This is a genomic window from Anaerocolumna sp. (assembly GCF_032079385.1).
Classification (GTDB): Bacteria; Bacillota; Clostridia; order Lachnospirales; family Lachnospiraceae; genus Anaerocolumna.
Window position 1 is genome coordinate 1 of the sequence record NZ_DAMAUC010000042.1, and the last position, 21,607, is coordinate 21,607.

Sequence of the window (21,607 nt, forward strand, 5' to 3'; positions counted from 1 at the left end):
CTGAGTTCTCTACACCCCTCCATGCAAAGCGTCCTACTGCAACAAATTTTTATTTGTTAGATTAACTTTTCTAAGATTATTAGTGCAATACCGTGGACAGGTATGTGTATTGTTTGGGTATAGGAATTATTTAGATCTTTCATTTCAATGGATACTTTTGGATAGGCTTTTCCTTTTAAATATTTTATCTCATCCTTATCCATATTTTCGGGAGCGCCCATTTTAATCCATTCGTCTACCGCTGATCCGTTTTCACGGTTTAACTCATAGCATATTTGCTTGTAATTGCCTGATAGACCGTTTATTTGAAGATTAATATTTTTGCCTGGTTTTTCTTCAAAGGATAAATATCTGGCTTCATTAGTTAATAAAGAGGTGTCGCCCATGATAAACAAATCATCAAAATAAGCAAAGTTGTATAGCAATATTTGAATATTGTCCTGGTCTTTTGTTACGATATAATCTTCGCCTTCATCAATTATATATTGTCCTAATTTGGATAGGAAGTAATAGGCATAATAAGAGGGTTTTTTTATGCCATCTTTATTGATTAGGCCAAAGCCTCCATGAAAAGAGGAAATTCCCATTTTTAGTTCTTCTATAATGTCCGTAAATGTCCAAAAACCTAGGGAATCTGTTTTCCCATTTGCTCTTAGAATATTATAAATGATAAAGGTTGCTATAAAACAAGTGTCATTAATTAGATTTCTTCCATAAGAGGAAGCGTTCCACTCCGTAATATGAAGCTCTGGTTTTTCTTGAAAAGATTCCTTTATTTTCTGATTTGCTGAAATAATAGTGTTGTAGGTATGATCTTTGTCATGATAGATTCGTTTCAATTCATTCCAGCTATTTAATAATGATAAGAAATCTTCTCCCTTTCTTGCCCGAACCCAAAGATCCTGTGCATATTTCTTTGAGGAATAGGATTCTGAATAAATGTGAAAAGATACAAAGTCTAAGGGTATTTGATGTGTTATTGTATATTTAAAAAACTCGTCCAGCCAGTTATTTTCTATCATTGTTTGATAGGTTATGGAGGGTCCGCCTATTCTTAGATTGGGTGATATAGATTTTACTGCCATAGCAGTTTCTTTAAAGAATTCATAATAACTTTCCTTATCACCTATCCAAAATACATTTTCTAAATCAGGCTCATTCCATACTTCAAAGTACCAGGTTTCTACTTCCGCAAGACCATATCGATTGACACAATGCTTTATAAATTCTTTTACCAAATTAGTCCATAAAGAAATATCTTTTGGCAAAGTAATATTTGCTTTCCATGCAAAAACTGTAATGTCTGTTTTTCCAAATTCAGAAGGCATAAAACCTAATTCTACAAAAGGTCTGATGTTGATTTCTTTAAAGAAATCAAAAAGTTTATCTACATAGTACCAATTATAAATTAATTTTCCATTATCATCAAAGTTAATAATCAACATATCGTCACAAAAGATTCCATGAAATCTCACATATTCAAACCCAATATCCTTCTGAAGTTCTCTAAATTGATTTCTAAATTCTTCCCTTAATGCGTCCGATGCTCTCCCAAAGCAAGCCAATTTCCTCCAGAACGGTAACAGCTCTTTAACTTGATTTTCTACGTTCATTTCTATGATTTCATTTAATTTATGCGTTTGATGATTATCTTTACTATTATTTTCTGGAATCTCTAAATATTGAAACAGCAACTGCAGTGCCATATTTCTATCTACATCTAAATATGTTCTGCTTCTCAGTTCCTCCATTTTCCCTTTTTTATCATTCGGCGTATTCCTGTACTTTTGCCGGTATTCTGTGGGTGTACAATTATAGGCCTCTCTAAAGCAGGTATTGAGAGCTTTTGTACTTGGAAATCCACTGGAATAGGCGATTTCCGTTATCTTTTGCTCTGTATTGGTTAATAAGATTACTGCCTTATCCAGTCGAATATAATTTATATATTCCTGAAAGGAAAACCCCATATATTGCTTAAAAAAGTGAGATAAATAATAAATACTTATATTCTGGCTGTCTGCCACATCTTGAAGTGTAATGCCACCTTCTATATTCTCATGAATATATTGGATGATGTTTTGAAGTCTTTGGGTTTCCTTATTAAAACATAACAAAGTATTATCTTCCAGCATGGTATAATTAAAATTACTAATTAAATCAGCTAAAAGTAAATGTACTTCGCTTCCTATTAGTAATTGATAACCCTTTTTTTTCTTGTTCAGTTCCCAAACTATTTTTGCCAAACGCTTCCTAATGCGGTCGAATTTAACCTGTTCCTCTTTTTTACACTGAAAAGATTTACAGTCAATATACATTCTGTTTAGATTCCCATAACAATGAGAATGACAATTTGTATTTATTTGAATTGCCAATAAAACATTATCTTCTTCGGTTTTGTATGTATTGTGAATTTCATTGCTATTAATTAATATTAAGTCATTTTCCTTAAGAGTGTATTGCTCGTTCCCCACTCTCATATTAATAGAACCTTTTAATACCATTAAAATCTCAATCTCTTTGTGCCAATGTGTTTCAAACTGATTAATACTATGAATAAATTCTTTTATTGGAAAACCCATATGGTTTTCCTCACTTTCATACAAATAATGCATACTTTTCTTCTCCCTTAAACCTATTTTCACAGCCAATCCCTTTTTAAAACTCTTATATTATTTAGATACATTTCCCATTAAAAAAGTTTTACTTTATAAAAAACGGTTCTATAATAAGTGTTGGAGTGTACGAAAAAGCTAGTATATTCCAACATTTTATTTTATATTAGGAGAAAAAACTCCCAGCTTCAGTCTCACTTGGATGTACATATGTATGCAAACTAATTATATTGTACTATTATTAAATTTAGAATATATTAAAATATTTAGAATTACACATTCAGATACTTATGACACAGCAAAAAGCCAGCCCGTCAAAGGGTTTAAGAGTGGAGATTTTCACCAACAAAATACCCCTTGGTTGGCTGAATAGGGCAGCAATCTGATATACAAGTAATTCTGCACTTGCTTAATCACCTTATTAGCATAAGCATTATCTTCAAATCACCTTATGCTAATAAGATGATTGAAGATAATGCTTATGCTATTCGCCTATTCTTTTTGTTGTATATTACAACAGTTACAATTGAAAGAAGAACAATCACAGTATTTGCGGCAATGGTTCCCGCCCAAGTCATAGGCAGGATGCCAAAGACGGGGCCTGCCGCATTGAACATGGTATGGCATAATACGCACATAAACACACGGCCTTTGCCTGATATTTTGTAGATTACCCCATATAAAAACCGAAATGCAAAGAGTTGGACGGCAAACATCCAAAAATCAATGAAGCCCTCATAGTGACCCGTTCCTGGAATAAAGAAGAGAGGGATATGCCACAAAAGCCAAATGATTCCGACATAAATGGAAGATAAAACAAAACCATACTTTTTTTCAAGCCCTGGCTGCAATATGTATACCCAGCCAGTTTCCTCCAAGCCGCCGATAATAAGATTGCCTGGCAGAGCAAGGAAGAACATATAAAATGGCTGCACCATTTCAGTGGGACCTGAAATTGCATGATGTATCAAAAAATACAGCGTAAGCCCTGCAACAACGAACAAATAAAGAGATATATTATTTTTGGCATAAAAAACAGTTTTCAACCATTCTTTAAAATCTGCTATTTTGTTATTTTTCCTCAAAACGATATACGAAGCAATAGCAGGGGACAAAATATAGATTGCAAAAGGAATATTCATTCCTAAGTGCTGTAACGATTCTTGAACCGTAGAGTGAACCGAAAATCCAAATTGCCCAAGAGCAATCAAAGTGCCTGACACAAGATAGGCTATGCAAAATGTCAGAACCGTATATTGTACTATGATCTTTTTGTCTGTCACGATTTCTTCACCCCATGTTTTGAAGTATACATTAAATTGTAACGGATGGACGCTTTGACTTTTATTACCTAATGTTTGCTTTCTGCCATTCAAAGTTATACTCAGCACATAATATGGTTTTTCCATATCAACCGTATATTACCAATTTAAGTCTATAATACGTTCATTTTACCACATAAATCCACCCATGTCACTTGTGTTTTCTTTCCCCTTCTGCCTGACAGGGCTTTTCAAAAGTTTGTATTTTTGCGAATACAAAAGCCATTGCTCTTCTCTTCGGTCAACTTGTAATATGGGGTTTTTTGTATGCATTATTTACTATTGTTACAACTAATAATTCTTAAGCCGAATCTTCAATTGGTTTATCTTTTTTTCAATTATTTGAATTACTTTAATAAATTCTTCATCGTTTTTACCGGTGGGATCATTCAGTTCCCAATCTTCCCGGATTGTATAGGGAAGGACCGGACAGCTCACATTGCACCCCATTGTAATCACTGCATCCGGCTGTGGAATATTCCCAATAAGTTTATTATACTGCGTTTTTTCCATATCTATGTTATATATTTCCTTCATTAGTCTTACAGCGTCAGTATTAATATGATCTTTCAATTGTGTACCAGCAGAATAGCTTTCAAACACATCCCCGGCCAGGTGTTTTCCTAATGCCTCTGCAATTTGGCTCCGGCAGGAGTTATGAACACAAACAAAAGCTACTTTGGGTTTTTTCTTTAATAGCTTTAATAAGGCCTCTCCTTTTATTTCTTCCTCACTCCAACCTATAACAGCAAAATTACCTTTCGTATGTTCAGCTACTTTATTTATCCATGTTATTTCATTGGCTGCTTTTGCAGCTAACATTGAATTGATAGAACCGCTCTGATAAAACGATGAATTAATAATCCACCATTTTGCTTTAATGTCTGCACGCTTTAGATCTTCTTCAAGGCGCATAGCTTCATACACTGGAGTCGCTTCAGCCAAGGTAACAATTATAACTTCTGTTTCCTTTTCGTTACGAAGCCTTGGCAATAGTTTTTTTACTGATTCCGGAATATCTCCCTGTGAGCGCTTAATTTCCTGATTATAGCTCTGGGTAGAATCCAATAATAACAAGGTGTGTCCTGTAGGTGCCGTATCAATTACAACAATCTGATCATCGGCTTTTTCTACCACTTCTGCAAATGCCCGGAATACTGCAATCTCCTGTGTACATGGTGAACGCAGATCTTCTTCCACATAGGCTATATCATCTTCCGACATGGTTTCTTTCGCCTTTGCAAGTACCGCTCCCTGGTATTTTTTCAGTTCCGCCTGTTCGTCGATATGGCTCATAGTAATACCTGCCGTCTCCTGAATAACAAATTTAAGATGGGCAGCAGGATCTGTTGTAGTAAGATGCACCTTTTTCCCTTTAGCAGCTAATCCTAATGCAATGGCTGCTCCTATGGTGGTCTTTCCGACTCCCCCCTTACCCATGGTAAAGATTACTTTTTTACCGGATTTATAAAGATCTTCTATTACATCCTCTAGTTCCGGAATACTCTCAGTCCTAATAGTTTCCTCATCTTTTCTATAATAATCTTTTATTAAGAACGCTCTTATATTGTCTAACCCGGTAACATTATAGGCCCTTAAGGGAATTGTATAGGCCGATATGTCTTCTAAATCCTCCGGCATTTCCATAAGTGCTTTTTGCTGCTTTTGATATAAGCTTTCAGAAATTTTATCATCATAACGTGTTAATATTCCGTTTATAACCAGAAGTTGATTGTGTACGCCTATTTCAGCAAGTTCCTTGGAAGCTCTGTCAACTTCTTTTAAAGGTGTTTCTTCCGGGCGGGTTACCAGCATTAATGTTGTTAGTGAACCGTCGGCAAGGGTTTCTACTGCCTTCTTATACATATCCTTTTTCTCATCCAAGCCCGACAGCTGACCTAAGCAAGAGGCTCCATGAGTGTTCTCACTTATAAAGTTGCTCCAGGCGGATGGAAGCTGCAGCATTCTTAAAGTATGTCCTGTAGGTGCAGTATCAAATATAATATAATCATATTCTTCCTGTATACTTTCATCGGTTATAAACTTGGAAAACTCATTAAAAGCTGCAATTTCAACGGTACAGGAACCGGATAATTGTTCCTCCATATTATTTAATACGGACTCAGGCATCAATCTCCGGTACGGAGCAATGACACTTTCCCGATATTCTGCTGCTGCTTGTAAGGGATCCAGATTTGCTACTTTTAGACCGTACACTCCAGCTATGGATACCCCTTTATTGTTTAATTCAGTATCAAATACATCCTGTAAATTAGATGCTGGGTCGGTACTAATAAGGAATACCTTTTTCCCGCTGTCTGCAAGAGTAACTGCTGTTGCACAGGCTGTAGAAGTTTTTCCCACACCCCCTTTACCTGTATAAAACAGGTATTTCGTGAGTTTCATTTTTTGTGGTTCAAAGGTCTTTAGCTCTCTTAAATTCATAATTTAAAATCCTTTCTAAATACAGTTTTTTAACAGCATCCCCCGTCAGAACAGCCGCATCCTCCGGATTTTTTTATAGTAACTTTAGAAGCCCTGGCTCTAACCGTCTTTCTTCTTATGTAAGTATCAGGAATATTAAGTAGTTTAACAAATTCATCATTAGATGGATACCTTCCGGTTATTACAATTTCATCGTCAATAACAACTGCCGGAAGGCCCTCTGCACCTTTTTTTTTAATATAATCGTTGATGGCCTTATTTTTTACAAATTCCTGTGGTGAGCCGGATAGATTATATCTTTCTACTTGTATACCATTCTTCTCCAAAGCACTTAAAAGAGTTGATATTCTTAAAAGTTCAAGATCCACACTGACTCCGCAAAGTCCTGTAGAACAACACATAGCCGGTTCAAAAATCTGCATTTTTTTCATATTAAAATCTCCAATCTTATTATTTTTCATATCAAATTTAAAATTTAAAAATCTTCTGCTAGTGTGGAGCACATTTACTTCCTTTGTAGTTTTTACATATACAATCTTCCTGTTCCGTTGTTATATGATCCCAAAAACTTCTAATAGAAGCAATCGCTTCCGGATTGTTACTGTACCTCATCCATGATCCATCCTTTCTGGCTATTACAAGACCACAGTCAGTTAATATTTTCATATGGTAAGAAAGTGTGGGTTGTGTAATTTTAAAATATTCTAAAATATCACATGCACACATTTCTCCGCAAGAGAGCATTTCTACAATTTTTAGTCTGGTTTCATCCGCAAGTGCTTTAAATATAGGGACATATTTTTCCTGTGATTTCAAATTAATTCCTCCTTTTTATATTTAATATATTTATATAGATATTCTTCTATGTGTTATCTTATGACGGATATAGATAAATGTCAATATGTCCATCAAACTTTTAAAAATATATTTCAAAAAATAGAATTAGATAACATCATTTAAAGGTTTCAAAAATAAAAGTTACAAAAGTATTTGTTTTGCTATTCTAAACCATAGAGAAATCCTGGAAATCTTAAATTAGCCAGATACTTCTCAAATTCTATCTTGCAGAACATGCTCATAATAATAAAACAGAAATTTTTTATTAGACTCTTTTACAACGAAATCCCGTAATTTCAAATTAAAATCCCTTATTAACCAATATTACCTGCTGGTAGTTCATTTTAAAAAGGGATAAACAACCATTACTAATATGATTGTTTATCCCTCTATTGTAGTAAAATGCTATACCCTTTTACTTTAATTCGTAGTTTTTTGCTATTCTCTTATGCTGGCTCCGTAGTCCACTCAGTTTCATCTTTACTTAACATACATTCCACCTGGTTTTTCAGCCAAATTTATAATAATATTTTTCATCTGAGTATAATGATCTAAGATAACCTTATGAGTTTCCCTTCCGATTCCTGATTCTTTATAGCCGCCAAAAGGTGCTCCTGCCGGGAAGCTATTATAAGTATTTACCCATACACGTCCGGTTCGGATTCCTCTCGCTACTCGTATGGCTTTATTAAGGTCTCTTGTAAATACGCCCCCTGCCAGGCCATAATCACTGTCATTAGCCATAGCTATTACTTCTTCTTCCGTCTTGAATTTAATAACAACACCTACCGGCCCGAAAATCTCTTCTCTTGCCACTCTCATATTGTTATTAACATCTACCAGAAGTGTTGGTTTCATAAAGTAACCATTTGCTGCATCACCTTCTATATACCGTTCACCACCGGTTGCAACTTTCGCACCTTCTTCTTTTCCAATTTCCACATATCCAAGGATCTTCTTAAGCTGTTCTTCACTAACCTGGGAACCCATTTGGGTATTCTTATCCAAAGGATTACCTACTTTCACTTTTTCAAATGCTTTCACAGCCTTATCTATAAATTCATCATAGAAATCTTCCTGCACAAATATTCTGGAACCGGCGGAACAAACCTGACCTTGATTAAACAGAATACCTAGTTGAATGCCTTCCAAAGCAATATCCATATCTGCATCATTAAAGAAAATGTTTGCTGATTTGCCCCCTAATTCCAAAGTAGATGGAATAATGTTTTGAGCTGCAGAAAGACCAATTTTTCTACCTACTTCAGTGGAGCCGGTAAATGCAAGTTTGTCAAGGCCATTATGATGCTGGAGGTATTCACCACTCTTAGAACCTTTACCAGTTATAAGGTTAATTACACCTTTCGGTATTACATCCTGTGTTAATCTTATTAGTTCTAATACACTTAAGGATGTAAAACTGGATGGTTTAAATACGGAGACATCTCCTGCTGCAATAAGGGGAGCCAACTTCCAGGCAGCCATTAGGAATGGGAAATTCCAGGGAACGATTTGACCTACTACACCTATTGGCTCTCTTAATATCATAGTCAGCATTTCTTCATTTACCATAGTTGCACTGCCTTCATCTGCTCTTATTACTCCTGCAAAATACCTGAAGTGGTCTGCTGATAAAGGAATATCTGCCCCCATAGTTTCTCTGATCGGTTTTCCATTGTCCATAGATTCTATGGTAGCAAGATGCTCTGCATTTTCGTCAATAATATCTGCAATTTTATTTAGGATAGCAGCTCTTTCTGCAACAGTAGTCTTACTCCATGTAACAAACGCTTCCTTAGCAGCATGAACTGCAGCATCTACATCCTCATTAGAAGCATCTGCAATTTCCGCTAAGAGTTCACCTGTTGCAGGATTATAAGTCTTAAGAGTGGCGCCGTCAGAAGCATCTCTCCATTCTCCTCCAATATATAATTTGTATTTGTCTTGTAGTTTAATATTCATACTATATCCTCCTTTTTTCAAACAATTGTCACTTGTTATATTAAATATTTTAACACTTTATGCAAAATAGTCAATTTAGATATTAATTTAACAAATTTCATTGTATAATCTGCCAATTTTATTAATATATTCCATTCAATTATCTTGAAATATAGCCTATTGGCATTTTTTACAGGTTATCAGTTAATATATTTACTTGAAATGTTGTTAAATAATCTCCAAAGGGAATTTACATAAATATTATTAAGGTTTTGAATCAGATTCTACTTTCTTTTACTACCAATGTAAGAACCGTATCCTCCGGTTACGTCAACCACGTTAAAGCCTTCCCTGCTAAGCACTTTGCAGCATTGCCTGCTTCTGGCACCGGATTGGCATATAAGATAATAGGTTTTATCTTTGTTTAAATATTTGTCCGGTTCTGCTAATAACTCCATCATTGGTATATTTTTTGCCGTCCTTAAGGTTCCCACTTTATATTCATAAGGTTCTCTAATATCTATTAACTCTGCTTTTCCGATTAAATCATCCATATCATTAACATGAATTCTTTGTATATCACTGCTTTTGAATAATCCAAACATGCTTGTCTCCTTCTAAGTTATAAATTTTTATTTCATTTATCCTGAGTAATCAGATATACTTTTATTCTAACTTAATAATTGATTTCGTATTAATAATAAACTTATTTTTATCTATCTTCTGTAACTAGGTTACATTGTACTAAATCCCATATTACTTTGTTTACATAAGATATAATTTTCAATTTAATAAAAGCTGTTGCAAAACGGTCATTCTAAGAGCAAATCCAGCAGGGCTGAATTACGCTCAGAATGACCGTTTTGCAACAGCACTCTGTTTTAATTTTTAAGGTTTTATATAAGCATAACCTTTTTGTTGTTTTAATACCAGTTCATAAACACCGGAAGGTACCACATTAATATAGGACAATAATTCTTCTTGCTTTATCTCATACCCATTTAATGAATTGTTACATGCAACAAATTTCACACCCTCTTTATACAGACGTTCCATTGTAACCTTGCATGATTCTTTTTCTTTGCTTCCTTGAATATACTCTTTTTTTATTTCAAAGTTTGTGCTTTTATCCACATCCTGGTTCTTTTCCAGATTTTCTTTCGGGATATGATCCACTACATAGTACTTAACTGCCTCTCCATTTGCCAGAACTTCTATGTCATATTCTTCTTTCCGAAGCAGCGGAATCAGGTTGTTTACATTATTCAATAATAGTTTCCAATTTTTAAGTTCATCAATATGAAATATTACTTTATTCTGAGGCATAATCGTACACTTCCTTTATATATCATACTTTAGTCTATACTTCAGCGGAGTTCTTTGTGGCCTCCTCATTTTGCTTGGGAGCAGATACATTTATCTCATCTTCCTGTATGATTTTATTACAATGAGGGCAAAAATACTGGTGTACAATCTTATGTCCGCATTCAGAATGGGTTAATTGCTTATAACACACTTTCAGATGTTTTTCTCCCCACATAATAATACTGTAAAATATATCTCCTAAATCTTTTCCGCTGTCTGTAAGTAAATATTCATAACGGGGCGGATGATTCTGGTATAACCGGGTTGTTATTAACCCGTCGGTTTCCAGGCATTTCAACCGTTCTGATAATAAATTACTGGGAATCCCCTCTAAACCTTCCTGCATTTCTTTATAAGTTTTACGTCCTATCATTATCTGGCGCAATATAAGCAGTGTCCATTTGTCGCCGATAATATTCAGTGTCTGGGCTACATTGCAAGGCAGGTTATATAAGTTTTTCATTATAATTTACTCCTATCTCTTTCTATTTTAAAAGTAAATGATATCTTTGGTATTAGTTTGTGGATTCTAAGGTTTGCTCTATCACACTTTCCATAATATCTTTCGTCATCATACCGGGTACATAGCCCATCACATTTCCCTCTTTATTGATCATGAATGTAGTGGGGAAGGCTGTTATATAGTAGCTCATCAATATTTCCCCGGTTTCATCAAATACAGTTGGGAAGGTGTAACCATTCTCCTCCAAAAACCCTAAGATTTCATCTTTCTCTTTATCTGAATTATTAGGATAATCCTTGCTTCTTGGATTAGCAACTCCTAAAAAGACTACTTCGTCTTGATTTAGATTATATTTTTGATATAACTCCTCGATATCTGGCATCTCCTTTTTACATGGCCCGCACCAGCTTGCCCAGAAGTTTAAGAATACCACTTTGCCCTTATAATCCGAAAGGGTATGGGTATTTCCATATTGGTCTGTCAAAGTGAAATCAAAAGCAGGAGGGTATTCCGGCTTTTCTTCATTTTCCGTATTCTCAACACTTTCCTCACCCTCAATTCTTTCCGTATCCTCATTACTTTCCCGATTATCCGTACTTTCCGTATTCCCGGCGGAATCTTGTGTGTTCTGTTCCGGTAAAGAGGTGTTTTCTTCTGCATTTACAATATCTTTTGAAGTAGTTGAATTATTGGAATCCGCATCATTATTCAAAGTAGTATCATTTCCTAAAGACGTGTCTTCCCTATCATTACCTGTAACTTCATCATTATATTCCGTCTCATTCTTTTGGCGGTTAACAGTAAATGAATTCAGATAGCTTGAAATTCCATTCATCCATCCGGTAAAGGTCATAATTCCCATTAGAATCAGGATAATGCCCCCTGCTTTGATAGTATACTTAAGGAGCTTTTTCTTTTTTTTCAGGAAATCCAACACTTGAGTGGTAAATAACCCAAGCAGTAAGAAGGGCAATACAAATCCTAAGGCATAGACCAATACAAGCATATTACCCAGCAGTCCTGTTTTTGCACCGGAAGCCATAATTAGCACGGAGGATAATGCCGGCCCTACACAAGGAGTCCATGCAAAACTAAAAGTGAAGCCCATTATTAATGCCATAAGTGGATTTACATCTTTTTGGGCTAGATTAATATGAATTTTGCGTTCTCGTTGTAAAAAAGAAAGATCAAATATTCCCAACTGAAATAAACCTAATACAATAATGAGAATACCGCCAATTCTGGTAAATAGCATCTTATTACTACTAAAAAATTTCCCCAGGGTGGTAAAAGACATACCCAAAATAAAAAATGCAAAAGATATGCCTATTATAAAAAACAAAGTATGAAAAAACACTTTCTTTCTTCCATATGTAATAATTCCATCTTCTTCTTTTTTCGCATTTCCTGCCAGATAACTCATATATACCGGTATTAACGGAATAACACAAGGAGAAAAAAACGAAATGATTCCTTCTAAAAATACGAGTATAAAACTTATACTATCTGCAGCTGCTAATCCTTGAAACATAATTCATCTCCATTCTACTTTTTTTATAGTTTATCATAGTCACTTTATAAAATCAAGTCACTTTAAAACTTAAACTTGATTGGAAGTTGCCTAAGGACTTTCTCATTGAAAACGCCCGGATAGATAAAATCTATTCGGGCATTTTTTTTATAGACTTAAAAACATTATGATTCATTTCCGATATTTCGAAAATGATTTACTATTCCAAGTCCTGTATATTCATTTTTTCAAGTTCTTTATTTCTTTTCAGATTTTCTCGACAAGCATAATATATTACCAAAAGAATAACCGTTGGTATGTTATACAGTAAGAATATACTAATAACTGTAATAATTATGGATGGCATGTCACCTTTATTTGTTGTACTGTTTATAACATTACTGATAACTTCTCCATTTTCTGAAACGGATTGCTCCGTCACGGTAACTGTTGAGAAAGATGTTATGCCCAAAACTGGGATTATGGATAAAATCAAGCAAATAAAAGGTAAGATTAATCCCAACCATTTATTTTGTTTTTTCGATAAAAATATTTGCAAAGCTATTATACCGGCTATAATTATTAAGAAAAAAATGATGTAGCTAAAAGTTTTATGCATCTTACTCTGCCTCCCGTTTCGTCTTTTTATATTCAGATATTAAAATCTTAGCAGTATCAAAATCAATTTTTTCGTTTACAGCCAATCTTTTAATCAATGCAATATACGGCTCATTATTAGCATCCTCACTAATTTGTATCTTTTGTATAAGCTTATCCAAACGTAATCGAACTGTTGGGTATGTAACTTCGTATTGTTTTGCCATTTCTTTTAGAGAACCTGAAACCAGAAGAAACTTTTTTATAAATACAATATCTTCATCATCAAGATTTATCATCCATTCAGGTACAATATTAATTGGCATAGTATCACCTCTCGTCTTTAATATAATTAAGTCTAACATTTAACTTTATTAAAGTCAATACTAAAACTACTGTTTAATTTTATCAAAAAAGCATATTTTTGTCAGTTGATGTCCTCTTCGTTATTTTGTATTCCGGTGGTTACCTTTTTGCCTACTCTGCAGATTTAGAGAATAAAGGAATAAACAATTAATCCAATAACACCTGCTCCCAGCATTACATAAATGGGATTGACCTTCCATTTTCTAAGAATGACCAGTGATAGTGCGAAAAGAATTACGGCTGTTACATCTAAATCAGCAAGTTTGCTTGAAACGTTATTTTCATTCCAAAATGCCAGTATGACTAAAGCAACACCTGCGGATGCTATCATAGCTGTCACTGCCGGTCTTAAACCGTTTAATACTCCCTTTACAACAGAAAGATTTCTATATTTATAATAAATAAAAGCAAGAAAAAGTACGATTATACAGGACGGAAAAACACATCCAACAGTTGCTATAATTGCACCAGGTATACCTGCCACACGAATTCCTACAAAGGTGGAAGAATTTATTGCAATGGGACCGGGAGTCATCTGGGATATAGTTATAACATCTGCAAACTCATTCATAGAAAGCCAATGATTGATATCCACAACCTGATTTTGAATCAAAGGCATAGCGGCATAGCCACCGCCTATACTAAATAAGCCAACCTGAAAGAAACTCCAAAACAGTTTTAAATAAATCATTCTATTTACCGCCTTCTCTTTTAACCGGATTAAAAAACATCTCTGCTGCCCCAATAATTCCACTAATTAAAATTAGTAAAATTACACTGACATGAAAGAAGAAAGCAGCTATGAATACTCCTGCCATTACTGCGACCGGAATTATTTTTTTCTCTTTTAAAAGTTCTATAACCATGCTGATTACCACATCAATGATAACCGCTGCTACACCTGCCTGCATACCTCGAAGCATGTAATTAACAATAAGGCTTTCCTGAAAAGCAGTATAAGCTAATGAAATAATAGATAAAGTAATAAACGGCGGCAATACGGTTCCTATAATAGTTATTACAGCACCCAGTATGCCGGCTAAACGATATCCAACGAGTATGGCCGCATTTACTGCTATAGCTCCTGGTGAAGATTGGGCGATGGCAGTCAAATCAAGCATTTCTTTTTCTTCAATCCAATGATATTGCTCTACAAACTTCTTTCTCATTAAAGGAATAATCACGAATCCCCCTCCGAATGTAAAAGCACTTAAATAAAAGGTGGAAGAAAATAATTTCAAGTAAAATTTTATGTTTTTTTCCATGTTCTTACCTCCTGTGTGTATTATAGCCCTTGCCAAAACATATGTAAAATATTAAAATATGATATTATATATAACCATTTACTTATGTATATAAAAGGAGATCAATTATGACTTTACGTCACATGAAAATATTTGTTATTGTTTGCCAGGAGAATAGTATTACACAGGCATCAAAAAAATTATTCATTTCTCAGCCTGCAATCAGTGGTGCAATCAAAGAAATGGAAGATTATTATGGTGTTAAATTATTTGACCGTATATCAAAAAAAATATACCTTACGGATGTAGGAAAAACAGTTCTGGATTATGCCCTTCATATCACCTCACTTTTTGAGGATTTAGAAACTAAAGTTCGTAACTCTGATACCATAGGTTCTCTTAGGATTGGTTCCAGCATTACAATTGGCAGCCAGTTAATGCCGAAATACATCAAACAATTTTCAGAAAAATTTCCAAGTATACAAACTTATGTAACCATAAATAGTTCTGACATCATAGAAGGATTAATATTAAGTAACGAATTAGACATAGGGCTGATTGAAGGCCTGGTACATTCAGATAACATAGTCTCAAAAAGTTTTCTTAAGGACGAATTAATTGTTATATGCGATACAAATAATCCTTTGTTAGAAAAAGAGGAAATAACCATAAAGGATTTGCAAACCCAAAGATTTATTATGCGTGAAAAAAATAGCGGTACCCGTGAACTTGTAGACTCAATATTACTTCTTCACGGCCTGTCCATTGTTCCAATATGGGAAAGTACAAGTACGGCAACTATTATAAATGGAGTGGCAGAAGGAATTGGAATTTCTGTACTATCACGCAGGCTTGTGGAAAATTATATAAAAGAAAATAGAATAAAAAGACTTTATGTTAAGGATCTTAACCTTCAAAGGGAACTTTATATCATTTACCATAAGAAGAAGTATCTTACTAAAACTTCTATGGAATTTATTAATATGTGCATGAAAGATACCTATATATAATGGGAATTGGTACAAAATTCTTTGCTTTGCTATCCATTGTTAATATGGGAGATACCCAAAAACACTAGGAATGATTACAAATAAAGAGACTGTTGCAAAATGAATGTTTTATACCAGATGTAATTTATATATTAACTCAATCTTCTATATCTAGTATCTTAATTCCATTTTGCAACAGCTTCTTTATTTTATATTACTATTTTTTAAGAAGCACATCAGAAATAGTTGCTATAGGGCAAACCGTACACCAGGTTCTAGGCTTATATAATAATCCCAATACCAAGCCTAATATTGTAGTTGTCATCATCATGGAATAAAATCGATAAGAAAGATGTGTTACCCATGGTGCAATTTCAATTATATCAATAAGCTGTGGCATTCTAAATGGAATTGGAATTATAATAAGAAATCTTACTATTTCCATAGCCGGTTTAATTCCTCTGGCAACAGCAATTGTTGACAAAGTTATAAAGCTTAGACTAATTCCAAAATATAGCAACATAATCCATTTCATATTACCCTTAATAAAGAAACCCGGTGTATTTCTTGATTTCCATTTCTTTGTTTTCCCTATGGTTGTATAAAGGCTTGACCTTGGACAATACCCCTGGCACCAAGTTTTTCTTTGATTTTTTATTAATAAAATTATAGGAAGAGTCATACATATAAATCCCAATAATGCAAAATGTATATTGACAAATCCCAATGTAAAAAAAGTAAGTGTGAAAAGAAATAAATATTTATTATTACGCATGTCATACCTCATCAGAAATTATAATGTACTACTAAGTAAGAACACCATTAATGATCCTCCAATCAAGGTTCTTATTATTATTTTAATAACATAGCTATATCCTCAAAATGTTTTCATACTTCAAATATTTTGAACCCTTTTTATATTCAAATTTCTATGCACTCTTTTTATTTATACTTCTAATGTACTTTACTATTTCACTTCCAGCTTTAGCTCCCTCATAAACTGCTTTGGATATCTGCAATAATCCTCCTGTACAATCCCCTGCTGCATAAAGACCCGGTATATTAGTTGCCATATTACTATCAACAAGAATCCTATTATTCTCTGTACTGGCACCTATCTTTTTAGCAAGATCCGTACTTCCTGCTACTCCCACAGCTACAAATAAGCCTGATATGTTCATGGAATTACCATTTTGGAAGATTACCTTTTTTAATATCTCACTTCCTGAAAATGCTTCTATTACATCCGTATTTACATTAATATTAGAAGGTACATTTGTGGTAAGTTCTTTGCCATTGGTAAGAATGGTAACTGAACTTGAAGTTGATAGCAGCTCCAATGCTTCATGTAAAGCATATTCCCCATTTCCTAATACTGCAACGTCTTTTCCACGATAGAAAAATGCGTCACATACGGCACAGTAACTAACACCATGTCCTTCATATTCTTTCAAACCTTTTATTCTAGGTGTAGAGCGGGAAGTGCCGGTGGCAATGACCACACTATCTCCGGAATATTCCCCGTCCTTTGTTAATACCAATAATTTTTCGTCATAAGACAAACCAACCACTTCATCTGAGAGTATTTTAGCTCCCAGCCGTTTTGCCTGCTCCATTCCACCCTCAATTAACTGCTTACCTGATATAGGGTTAGGAAAACCGTAATAGTTCTCTATTTCTGACGCTTTCTGCAAAGCACCGTAATCTTTACCTATAACAATAGTATCTATACCTGCCCGGGTTGTGTATAAGGCAGCAGAAATACCAGCCGGACCACTTCCTATAATAATTACATTTGACATGGTAAACCATCCTCCTTCTTTTATCAGTCCAGATAATTATAGCAAAAAAAATTTTATGTTCAGTGATAAAATCACAGTTCTATATGACTACTCTAAAACTATTAACAAAATACTGGAATAAAAGAAGAAATAAATGTTGCTAAATTATAGAACGAAAAGAATGAATTCGATAATAAAAAAAGAACTAAGAAATATATTTTATTATGTATATGAAAGAAGGTTAAAAACTATGAATCCAAAAACATTAAAAGTTATTACAGAAAACTGCCCGCAAAATCATTTTTGTCCATCTGTACTTGTCTGTCCGGTAGAAGCCCTAAAACAGGAGCGCTACAAAGCTCCAACTGTAGATCCCGAAATCTGCATCCAATGCGGTAAATGTACAAATTTCTGTCCTCGTAAGGCTTTAGTACTGGTATAATACATCAATACATCTTGAGTATTTAGTGATGGTGCATATTATCCGTATTCATGATTTTGCTGGAATTAGTGACTGGGAATATCGTGTTATGGCTAATTAAAAACACCTTTATATTCTGAACGTAACTAGTTAGATTTACGTTCAGAATATAATAGAATCTGATATGACATACCTATCTCCGCTGGTAATTGCATTAAATATTTAAATCATTCCTAATAATTTTATAAGTTCTTTCTGATTTGTTTTGCTATAACTTTGTTCTGCTATAACTTTGTTTTGCTATAACTTCATTTCGCTATAACTTCATTTCGCTATAACTTCGTTTTGCTATAGCCACAGCTTTCAACTGGATAAATGCAAATTTCACCTATTTTCTAACAACGTTTGATTTTGCCTATAAGCACAAATTATTCATGAATTAAAATTCCACTGGCAATGTCTTTTTTTCTTACATCCTTATCAAAACTTTTCAGAATCTCATATAGTGTCTTCATACTTTCCGTAAAGAATTTATTTTTGTAATAGACCATAAGCAAAGATCTTTCTAAAGAATTGTCCTTGCACTTGATCGTATAAAACTCTTCTGTATTTATCTCCTCTTCTACCAGTCTTTCTGATATGGCAGCAAGACAATTATTATCCATTACCGCTTTCTTAATAGCATCTGGACAGGTTACTTCCCCAGATACCTTTATTTTAATACCATTCTTTGACATATAATGCTCAAACAGCTCCCTGGTACCGCTTCCTTCTTCTCTCATAACAAACTCTTCCTTTTCTAACTCTTTCATAGATATCTTTTTCTTTCCTGCAAATCTATGATTTTTATTACAAACAATAACAAGAGAGTCTTTCATAACTGGGAGTGTAATTAAATCACGATTTTTAATCTGCCCTTCTACAATACCTACATCCAGTTCTGAATTTAATAATTTATCTTCAATTACCTTTGTATTATTTACATAAGAAAATGTATCCATATTAGGTTTCTTTTCCTTAAATTGATTTATTACGGAGGACAAAATACAAGAACCTACTGTAACCGTAGCTCCTATACGTAACTTTTCAGTAAATCCTGTAAACATGTTATTCTCTAACTGATTAAACTGGTCTACTACCAACTTGGCATAGGATAATAAATTCTTACCTGCCTGGGTTATATATAATCTTTTAGATATTCTATCAAATAGCAGGACTCCATAATGCTCCTCTAATTCTTTTATTGTCTGACTTACGGTTGGCTGCGATATATAGAACTTCGCAGCAGCACTACTCATCTTACCTGTTTCTGCAACAGCAATAAATATTACTAAATGTCTTATAGTCATACTATCCTCGATTCTTGCACTTTAATACTTTGTCATTTTGTTATAGGTTTTACCTATCAATATTATAAGATAATATCATTTTTATTATTATCTAACAAGTGTTATGATAATTATATGAAAAATAAAGCATAGCTGCATTTAATGAACATTTCATTACTTAAATATACGGAGGAAAAAGAATGGCAACTTTAACAATTAACGCAGAAGATGAAAAAAGAGTAAAAAGTTTAGGTTTCTTAAATAATAAAGGTACGGATAATTTTTCAGGAAGAGTTATAACTGTTAATGGTAAAATAACCGCTAATCAGTTAAAATGTTTATCCGATGCTGCAAATTTATACGGAAATGGAATTGTTACCATGACTACAAGACTTACCATCGAATGTCAAGGCATACCTTATGATAAAATTGAAGATTTTCGTAAATACATAGCGAAAGAAGGTCTTATTACAGGGGGAACCGGTGCAAAAGTACGTCCGATAGTATCCTGTAAGGGAACTACCTGTAAATATGGCCTTATTGATACCTTTGCCCTTTCAGAAGAAATACACGAAAGATTTTTCGTCGGTTATGGAGATGTAAAATTACCTCATAAATTCAAAATTGCAGTTGGCGGATGTCCGAATAGCTGCGTTAAACCTGACTTAAATGATATCGGAATCGTTGGTCAAATGGTTCCTAACTTTGATGAAGCCATCTGTAAAGGATGTAAAAAATGTTCCATTGAAGCAGCCTGTCCAGTTGGAGCCCCTAAAGTCGTAGACAAAATACTGAAAATAAATCCCGAAGAATGCAATAAATGTGGCCGTTGCATTGGACAATGTCATTTTAATGCCATTAAGGATGGAACTCCAGGATATAAAATATATATCGGCGGCAGATGGGGAAAACGAATCGCTATTGGTAAACCCTTGCATTATATATTCACTAATAAAGAAGAAGTTCTAAATGTAATTGAAAATGCACTCCTCCTTTACTGTAAGGAAGGAAAAACCGGAGAAAGATTTTCAACAACCATTGAAAGAATCGGATTTGAGAATGTAGAAAAACAATTATTATTCAATGAGATATTAGAAAAATAGTCTAAATTTCCTTCTTGACATTCTATACTAATTCATATACTTTAATGTATGCGTAGTAAATATTACCATTAGTATAATAGAAGGGATTCAAGGTTATTTACCTTGAAAGGGTCAAATTTATGTTACAATCGTTAAAAAAGCAGTCCATAAAACAGAGCAGAAAAATTATAGGATTTTCAATTGGTGCGATGATTCTAATTCTTATCCTATTTGGCGCCAGTTTTATAAAAAGCTTCAAAGGGCCGGTAGATTTAAATTCATTATCACCTGATGAAATTCCAAATGCTTATGTTGAGTATGACGTTGCTTTAATTTATGACGTATTCGCCGAAGAATATACTGAATACAAAGATGGAAGACAAGAATCTACAGATATGTACTATGTTATTCCATTAAGTCAAGATAAACTTTTTGCATTACATGTAGATAAGGAAAATTTTTATACCGCCAATAAACTTTATGAAGACAGCTATGACTATCTTACACAAGCAACTGTAGATTTTCCTACTACCTGGAAAGTAAAAGGAACTATCAATAAATTAGAAGAAAAACCTCTGGAATATTACAATAGTTATTTCTTAGAAGCAGCCGGTTTTACTCAGGAAGATATTGAAGCCTATACTATGCCCTATGTTTTAGAAGTAAATTATATCGGAAAATATGATTCTTTTATGATAAATATAGCTTTTATAGTTTTCATTATACTCCTTGCATGTGTCCTAATTATCCTATTTCAAGGATTAACTGGAATGTTCACAAATCCAATTAAAAAATACATAAAAAAACATAAGGATAGCATTACCATTGAAAAAATGGAAGCTGACTATCTAAATGGAAAATCCGTTGATAACGTCAAAGTAGGCCAAATCTGGACCTTCTTCTTCAACGGACTAAGAGCACAAGTTGTTAAAAACGATGATCTTATATGGATCTACCGTCAAGAAAGAACTCACAGGTTTTATGGTTTTAAAGTTTATCAAATGAAATCATTAATGATGTTTACAAAGGATAAGAAAAAACACATTGCTGCTTTAAAAAATGCCTACGATATTGATGATATCATCGAAATTATTTCACAAGATCATCCACACATAGTGACCGGATATTCAGACGAATTAGCGAAATGCTTCAAAAAAGACTATGAGACTTTTGTCAAAATTCCATACTCTAATGAATCCAACACTGTAGGCAATGAAGAAAGTGCCACTACCACTGAGCAAGAAAATAATTAAATAAAAATTTAGACTACTAACAATAGTACACTTTGCCCAATATGGGGTATT

21 protein-coding genes and 1 pseudogene are annotated in these 21,607 nt (G+C 33.9%); 4 read left to right on the top strand and 18 right to left on the bottom strand.

Annotation, left to right across the window (positions count from 1 at the left end; all coding sequences use genetic code 11):
- Positions 1 to 56: 56 nt before the first annotated feature.
- The 15 genes and pseudogenes from RT261_RS20170 to RT261_RS20240 form a co-directional block, all read right to left on the bottom strand.
- Positions 57 to 2,612 carry a GH39 family glycosyl hydrolase gene (locus RT261_RS20170; protein ID WP_313134940.1) on the bottom strand — a complete coding sequence of 852 codons (2,556 nt, stop codon included), beginning with the start codon at positions 2,610 to 2,612 and terminating at the stop codon, positions 57 to 59.
- Positions 2,613 to 3,091: 479 nt separating this feature from the next.
- Positions 3,092 to 3,988, bottom strand: coding sequence for a CPBP family intramembrane glutamic endopeptidase (locus RT261_RS20175; RefSeq protein ID WP_331665539.1), 897 nt, complete (start codon positions 3,986 to 3,988; stop codon positions 3,092 to 3,094).
- Positions 3,989 to 4,225: 237 nt separating this feature from the next.
- Complete coding sequence (locus RT261_RS20180) at positions 4,226 to 4,657, bottom strand: arsenate reductase ArsC (RefSeq protein ID WP_313134965.1); 432 nt, start codon at positions 4,655 to 4,657, stop codon at positions 4,226 to 4,228.
- Positions 4,637 to 6,379 (bottom strand): annotated as a pseudogene (arsA, locus tag RT261_RS20185) (arsenical pump-driving ATPase); the annotation flags it as partial. The pseudogene arsA and the gene RT261_RS20180, both read right to left, overlap by 21 nt.
- 29 nt (positions 6,380 to 6,408) lie before the next feature.
- Entirely contained in the window at positions 6,409 to 6,810 is a 402-nt protein-coding gene (gene arsD / locus RT261_RS20190; RefSeq protein ID WP_313134941.1) for an arsenite efflux transporter metallochaperone ArsD, read from the bottom strand.
- A gap of 58 nt (positions 6,811 to 6,868) precedes the next feature.
- Positions 6,869 to 7,195 carry an ArsR/SmtB family transcription factor gene (locus RT261_RS20195; RefSeq protein WP_313134942.1) on the bottom strand — a complete coding sequence of 109 codons (327 nt, stop codon included), beginning with the start codon at positions 7,193 to 7,195 and terminating at the stop codon, positions 6,869 to 6,871.
- A gap of 501 nt (positions 7,196 to 7,696) precedes the next feature.
- Positions 7,697 to 9,178 (bottom strand): aldehyde dehydrogenase family protein, encoded by a 1,482-nt coding sequence (locus tag RT261_RS20200; protein ID WP_313134943.1) that lies wholly within the window; start codon positions 9,176 to 9,178, stop codon positions 7,697 to 7,699.
- A gap of 263 nt (positions 9,179 to 9,441) precedes the next feature.
- Positions 9,442 to 9,762 (bottom strand): rhodanese-like domain-containing protein, encoded by a 321-nt coding sequence (locus RT261_RS20205; RefSeq protein ID WP_313134944.1) that lies wholly within the window; start codon positions 9,760 to 9,762, stop codon positions 9,442 to 9,444.
- Positions 9,763 to 10,045: 283 nt separating this feature from the next.
- The gene (locus RT261_RS20210; RefSeq protein WP_313134945.1) at positions 10,046 to 10,483 is read right to left on the bottom strand and encodes a DsrE family protein; all 438 of its coding nucleotides are present in this window, start codon (positions 10,481 to 10,483) and stop codon (positions 10,046 to 10,048) included.
- Positions 10,484 to 10,517: 34 nt separating this feature from the next.
- On the bottom strand, positions 10,518 to 10,985 hold the full coding sequence (locus RT261_RS20215) for a winged helix-turn-helix transcriptional regulator (RefSeq protein WP_313134946.1): 468 nt from the start codon (positions 10,983 to 10,985) through the stop codon (positions 10,518 to 10,520).
- Positions 10,986 to 11,037: 52 nt separating this feature from the next.
- The gene (locus RT261_RS20220; protein WP_313134949.1) at positions 11,038 to 12,516 is read right to left on the bottom strand and encodes a redoxin family protein; all 1,479 of its coding nucleotides are present in this window, start codon (positions 12,514 to 12,516) and stop codon (positions 11,038 to 11,040) included.
- 199 nt (positions 12,517 to 12,715) lie between these two features.
- Positions 12,716 to 13,114: a hypothetical protein gene (locus RT261_RS20225; RefSeq protein ID WP_313134950.1), complete on the bottom strand. Its 399-nt coding sequence runs from the start codon at positions 13,112 to 13,114 to the stop codon at positions 12,716 to 12,718.
- A gap of 1 nt (position 13,115) precedes the next feature.
- Positions 13,116 to 13,418, bottom strand: coding sequence for a DUF2089 family protein (locus tag RT261_RS20230; RefSeq protein ID WP_313134951.1), 303 nt, complete (start codon positions 13,416 to 13,418; stop codon positions 13,116 to 13,118).
- A gap of 164 nt (positions 13,419 to 13,582) precedes the next feature.
- Positions 13,583 to 14,149, bottom strand: a complete 567-nt coding sequence (locus tag RT261_RS20235; RefSeq protein WP_313134953.1) for a chromate transporter — start codon at positions 14,147 to 14,149, stop codon at positions 13,583 to 13,585.
- Position 14,150: 1 nt separating this feature from the next.
- Positions 14,151 to 14,723, bottom strand: a complete 573-nt coding sequence (locus RT261_RS20240; protein WP_313134954.1) for a chromate transporter — start codon at positions 14,721 to 14,723, stop codon at positions 14,151 to 14,153.
- 107 nt (positions 14,724 to 14,830) lie between these two features.
- Here RT261_RS20240 and RT261_RS20245 point away from each other — a divergent pair, with 107 nt between their 5' ends.
- The gene (locus RT261_RS20245; RefSeq protein ID WP_313134956.1) at positions 14,831 to 15,712 is read left to right on the top strand and encodes a LysR family transcriptional regulator; all 882 of its coding nucleotides are present in this window, start codon (positions 14,831 to 14,833) and stop codon (positions 15,710 to 15,712) included.
- A gap of 196 nt (positions 15,713 to 15,908) precedes the next feature.
- Here the strand turns inward: RT261_RS20245 and RT261_RS20250 are convergent, their stop codons facing one another.
- Positions 15,909 to 16,466: a hypothetical protein gene (locus RT261_RS20250; RefSeq protein ID WP_313134957.1), complete on the bottom strand. Its 558-nt coding sequence runs from the start codon at positions 16,464 to 16,466 to the stop codon at positions 15,909 to 15,911.
- Positions 16,467 to 16,620: 154 nt separating this feature from the next.
- Entirely contained in the window at positions 16,621 to 17,493 is an 873-nt protein-coding gene (locus RT261_RS20255) for an NAD(P)/FAD-dependent oxidoreductase (RefSeq protein WP_313134958.1), read from the bottom strand.
- Between the two features lie 229 nt (positions 17,494 to 17,722).
- Here RT261_RS20255 and RT261_RS20260 point away from each other — a divergent pair, with 229 nt between their 5' ends.
- Positions 17,723 to 17,914 carry a 4Fe-4S binding protein gene (locus RT261_RS20260; protein ID WP_313134960.1) on the top strand — a complete coding sequence of 64 codons (192 nt, stop codon included), beginning with the start codon at positions 17,723 to 17,725 and terminating at the stop codon, positions 17,912 to 17,914.
- Positions 17,915 to 18,321: 407 nt separating this feature from the next.
- On the opposite strand, the gene RT261_RS20265 is transcribed toward RT261_RS20260, so the two are convergent.
- Entirely contained in the window at positions 18,322 to 19,242 is a 921-nt protein-coding gene (locus RT261_RS20265; protein WP_313134961.1) for a LysR family transcriptional regulator, read from the bottom strand.
- Positions 19,243 to 19,421: 179 nt separating this feature from the next.
- Between RT261_RS20265 and RT261_RS20270 the strand changes: the two genes are divergently transcribed.
- Both RT261_RS20270 and RT261_RS20275 read left to right on the top strand, forming a co-directional pair.
- The gene (locus tag RT261_RS20270) at positions 19,422 to 20,324 is read left to right on the top strand and encodes a 4Fe-4S dicluster domain-containing protein (protein ID WP_313134962.1); all 903 of its coding nucleotides are present in this window, start codon (positions 19,422 to 19,424) and stop codon (positions 20,322 to 20,324) included.
- 119 nt (positions 20,325 to 20,443) lie between these two features.
- Positions 20,444 to 21,556 (top strand): DUF6709 family protein, encoded by a 1,113-nt coding sequence (locus RT261_RS20275; RefSeq protein ID WP_313134963.1) that lies wholly within the window; start codon positions 20,444 to 20,446, stop codon positions 21,554 to 21,556.
- The last annotated feature ends 51 nt before the right edge of the window (positions 21,557 to 21,607 follow it).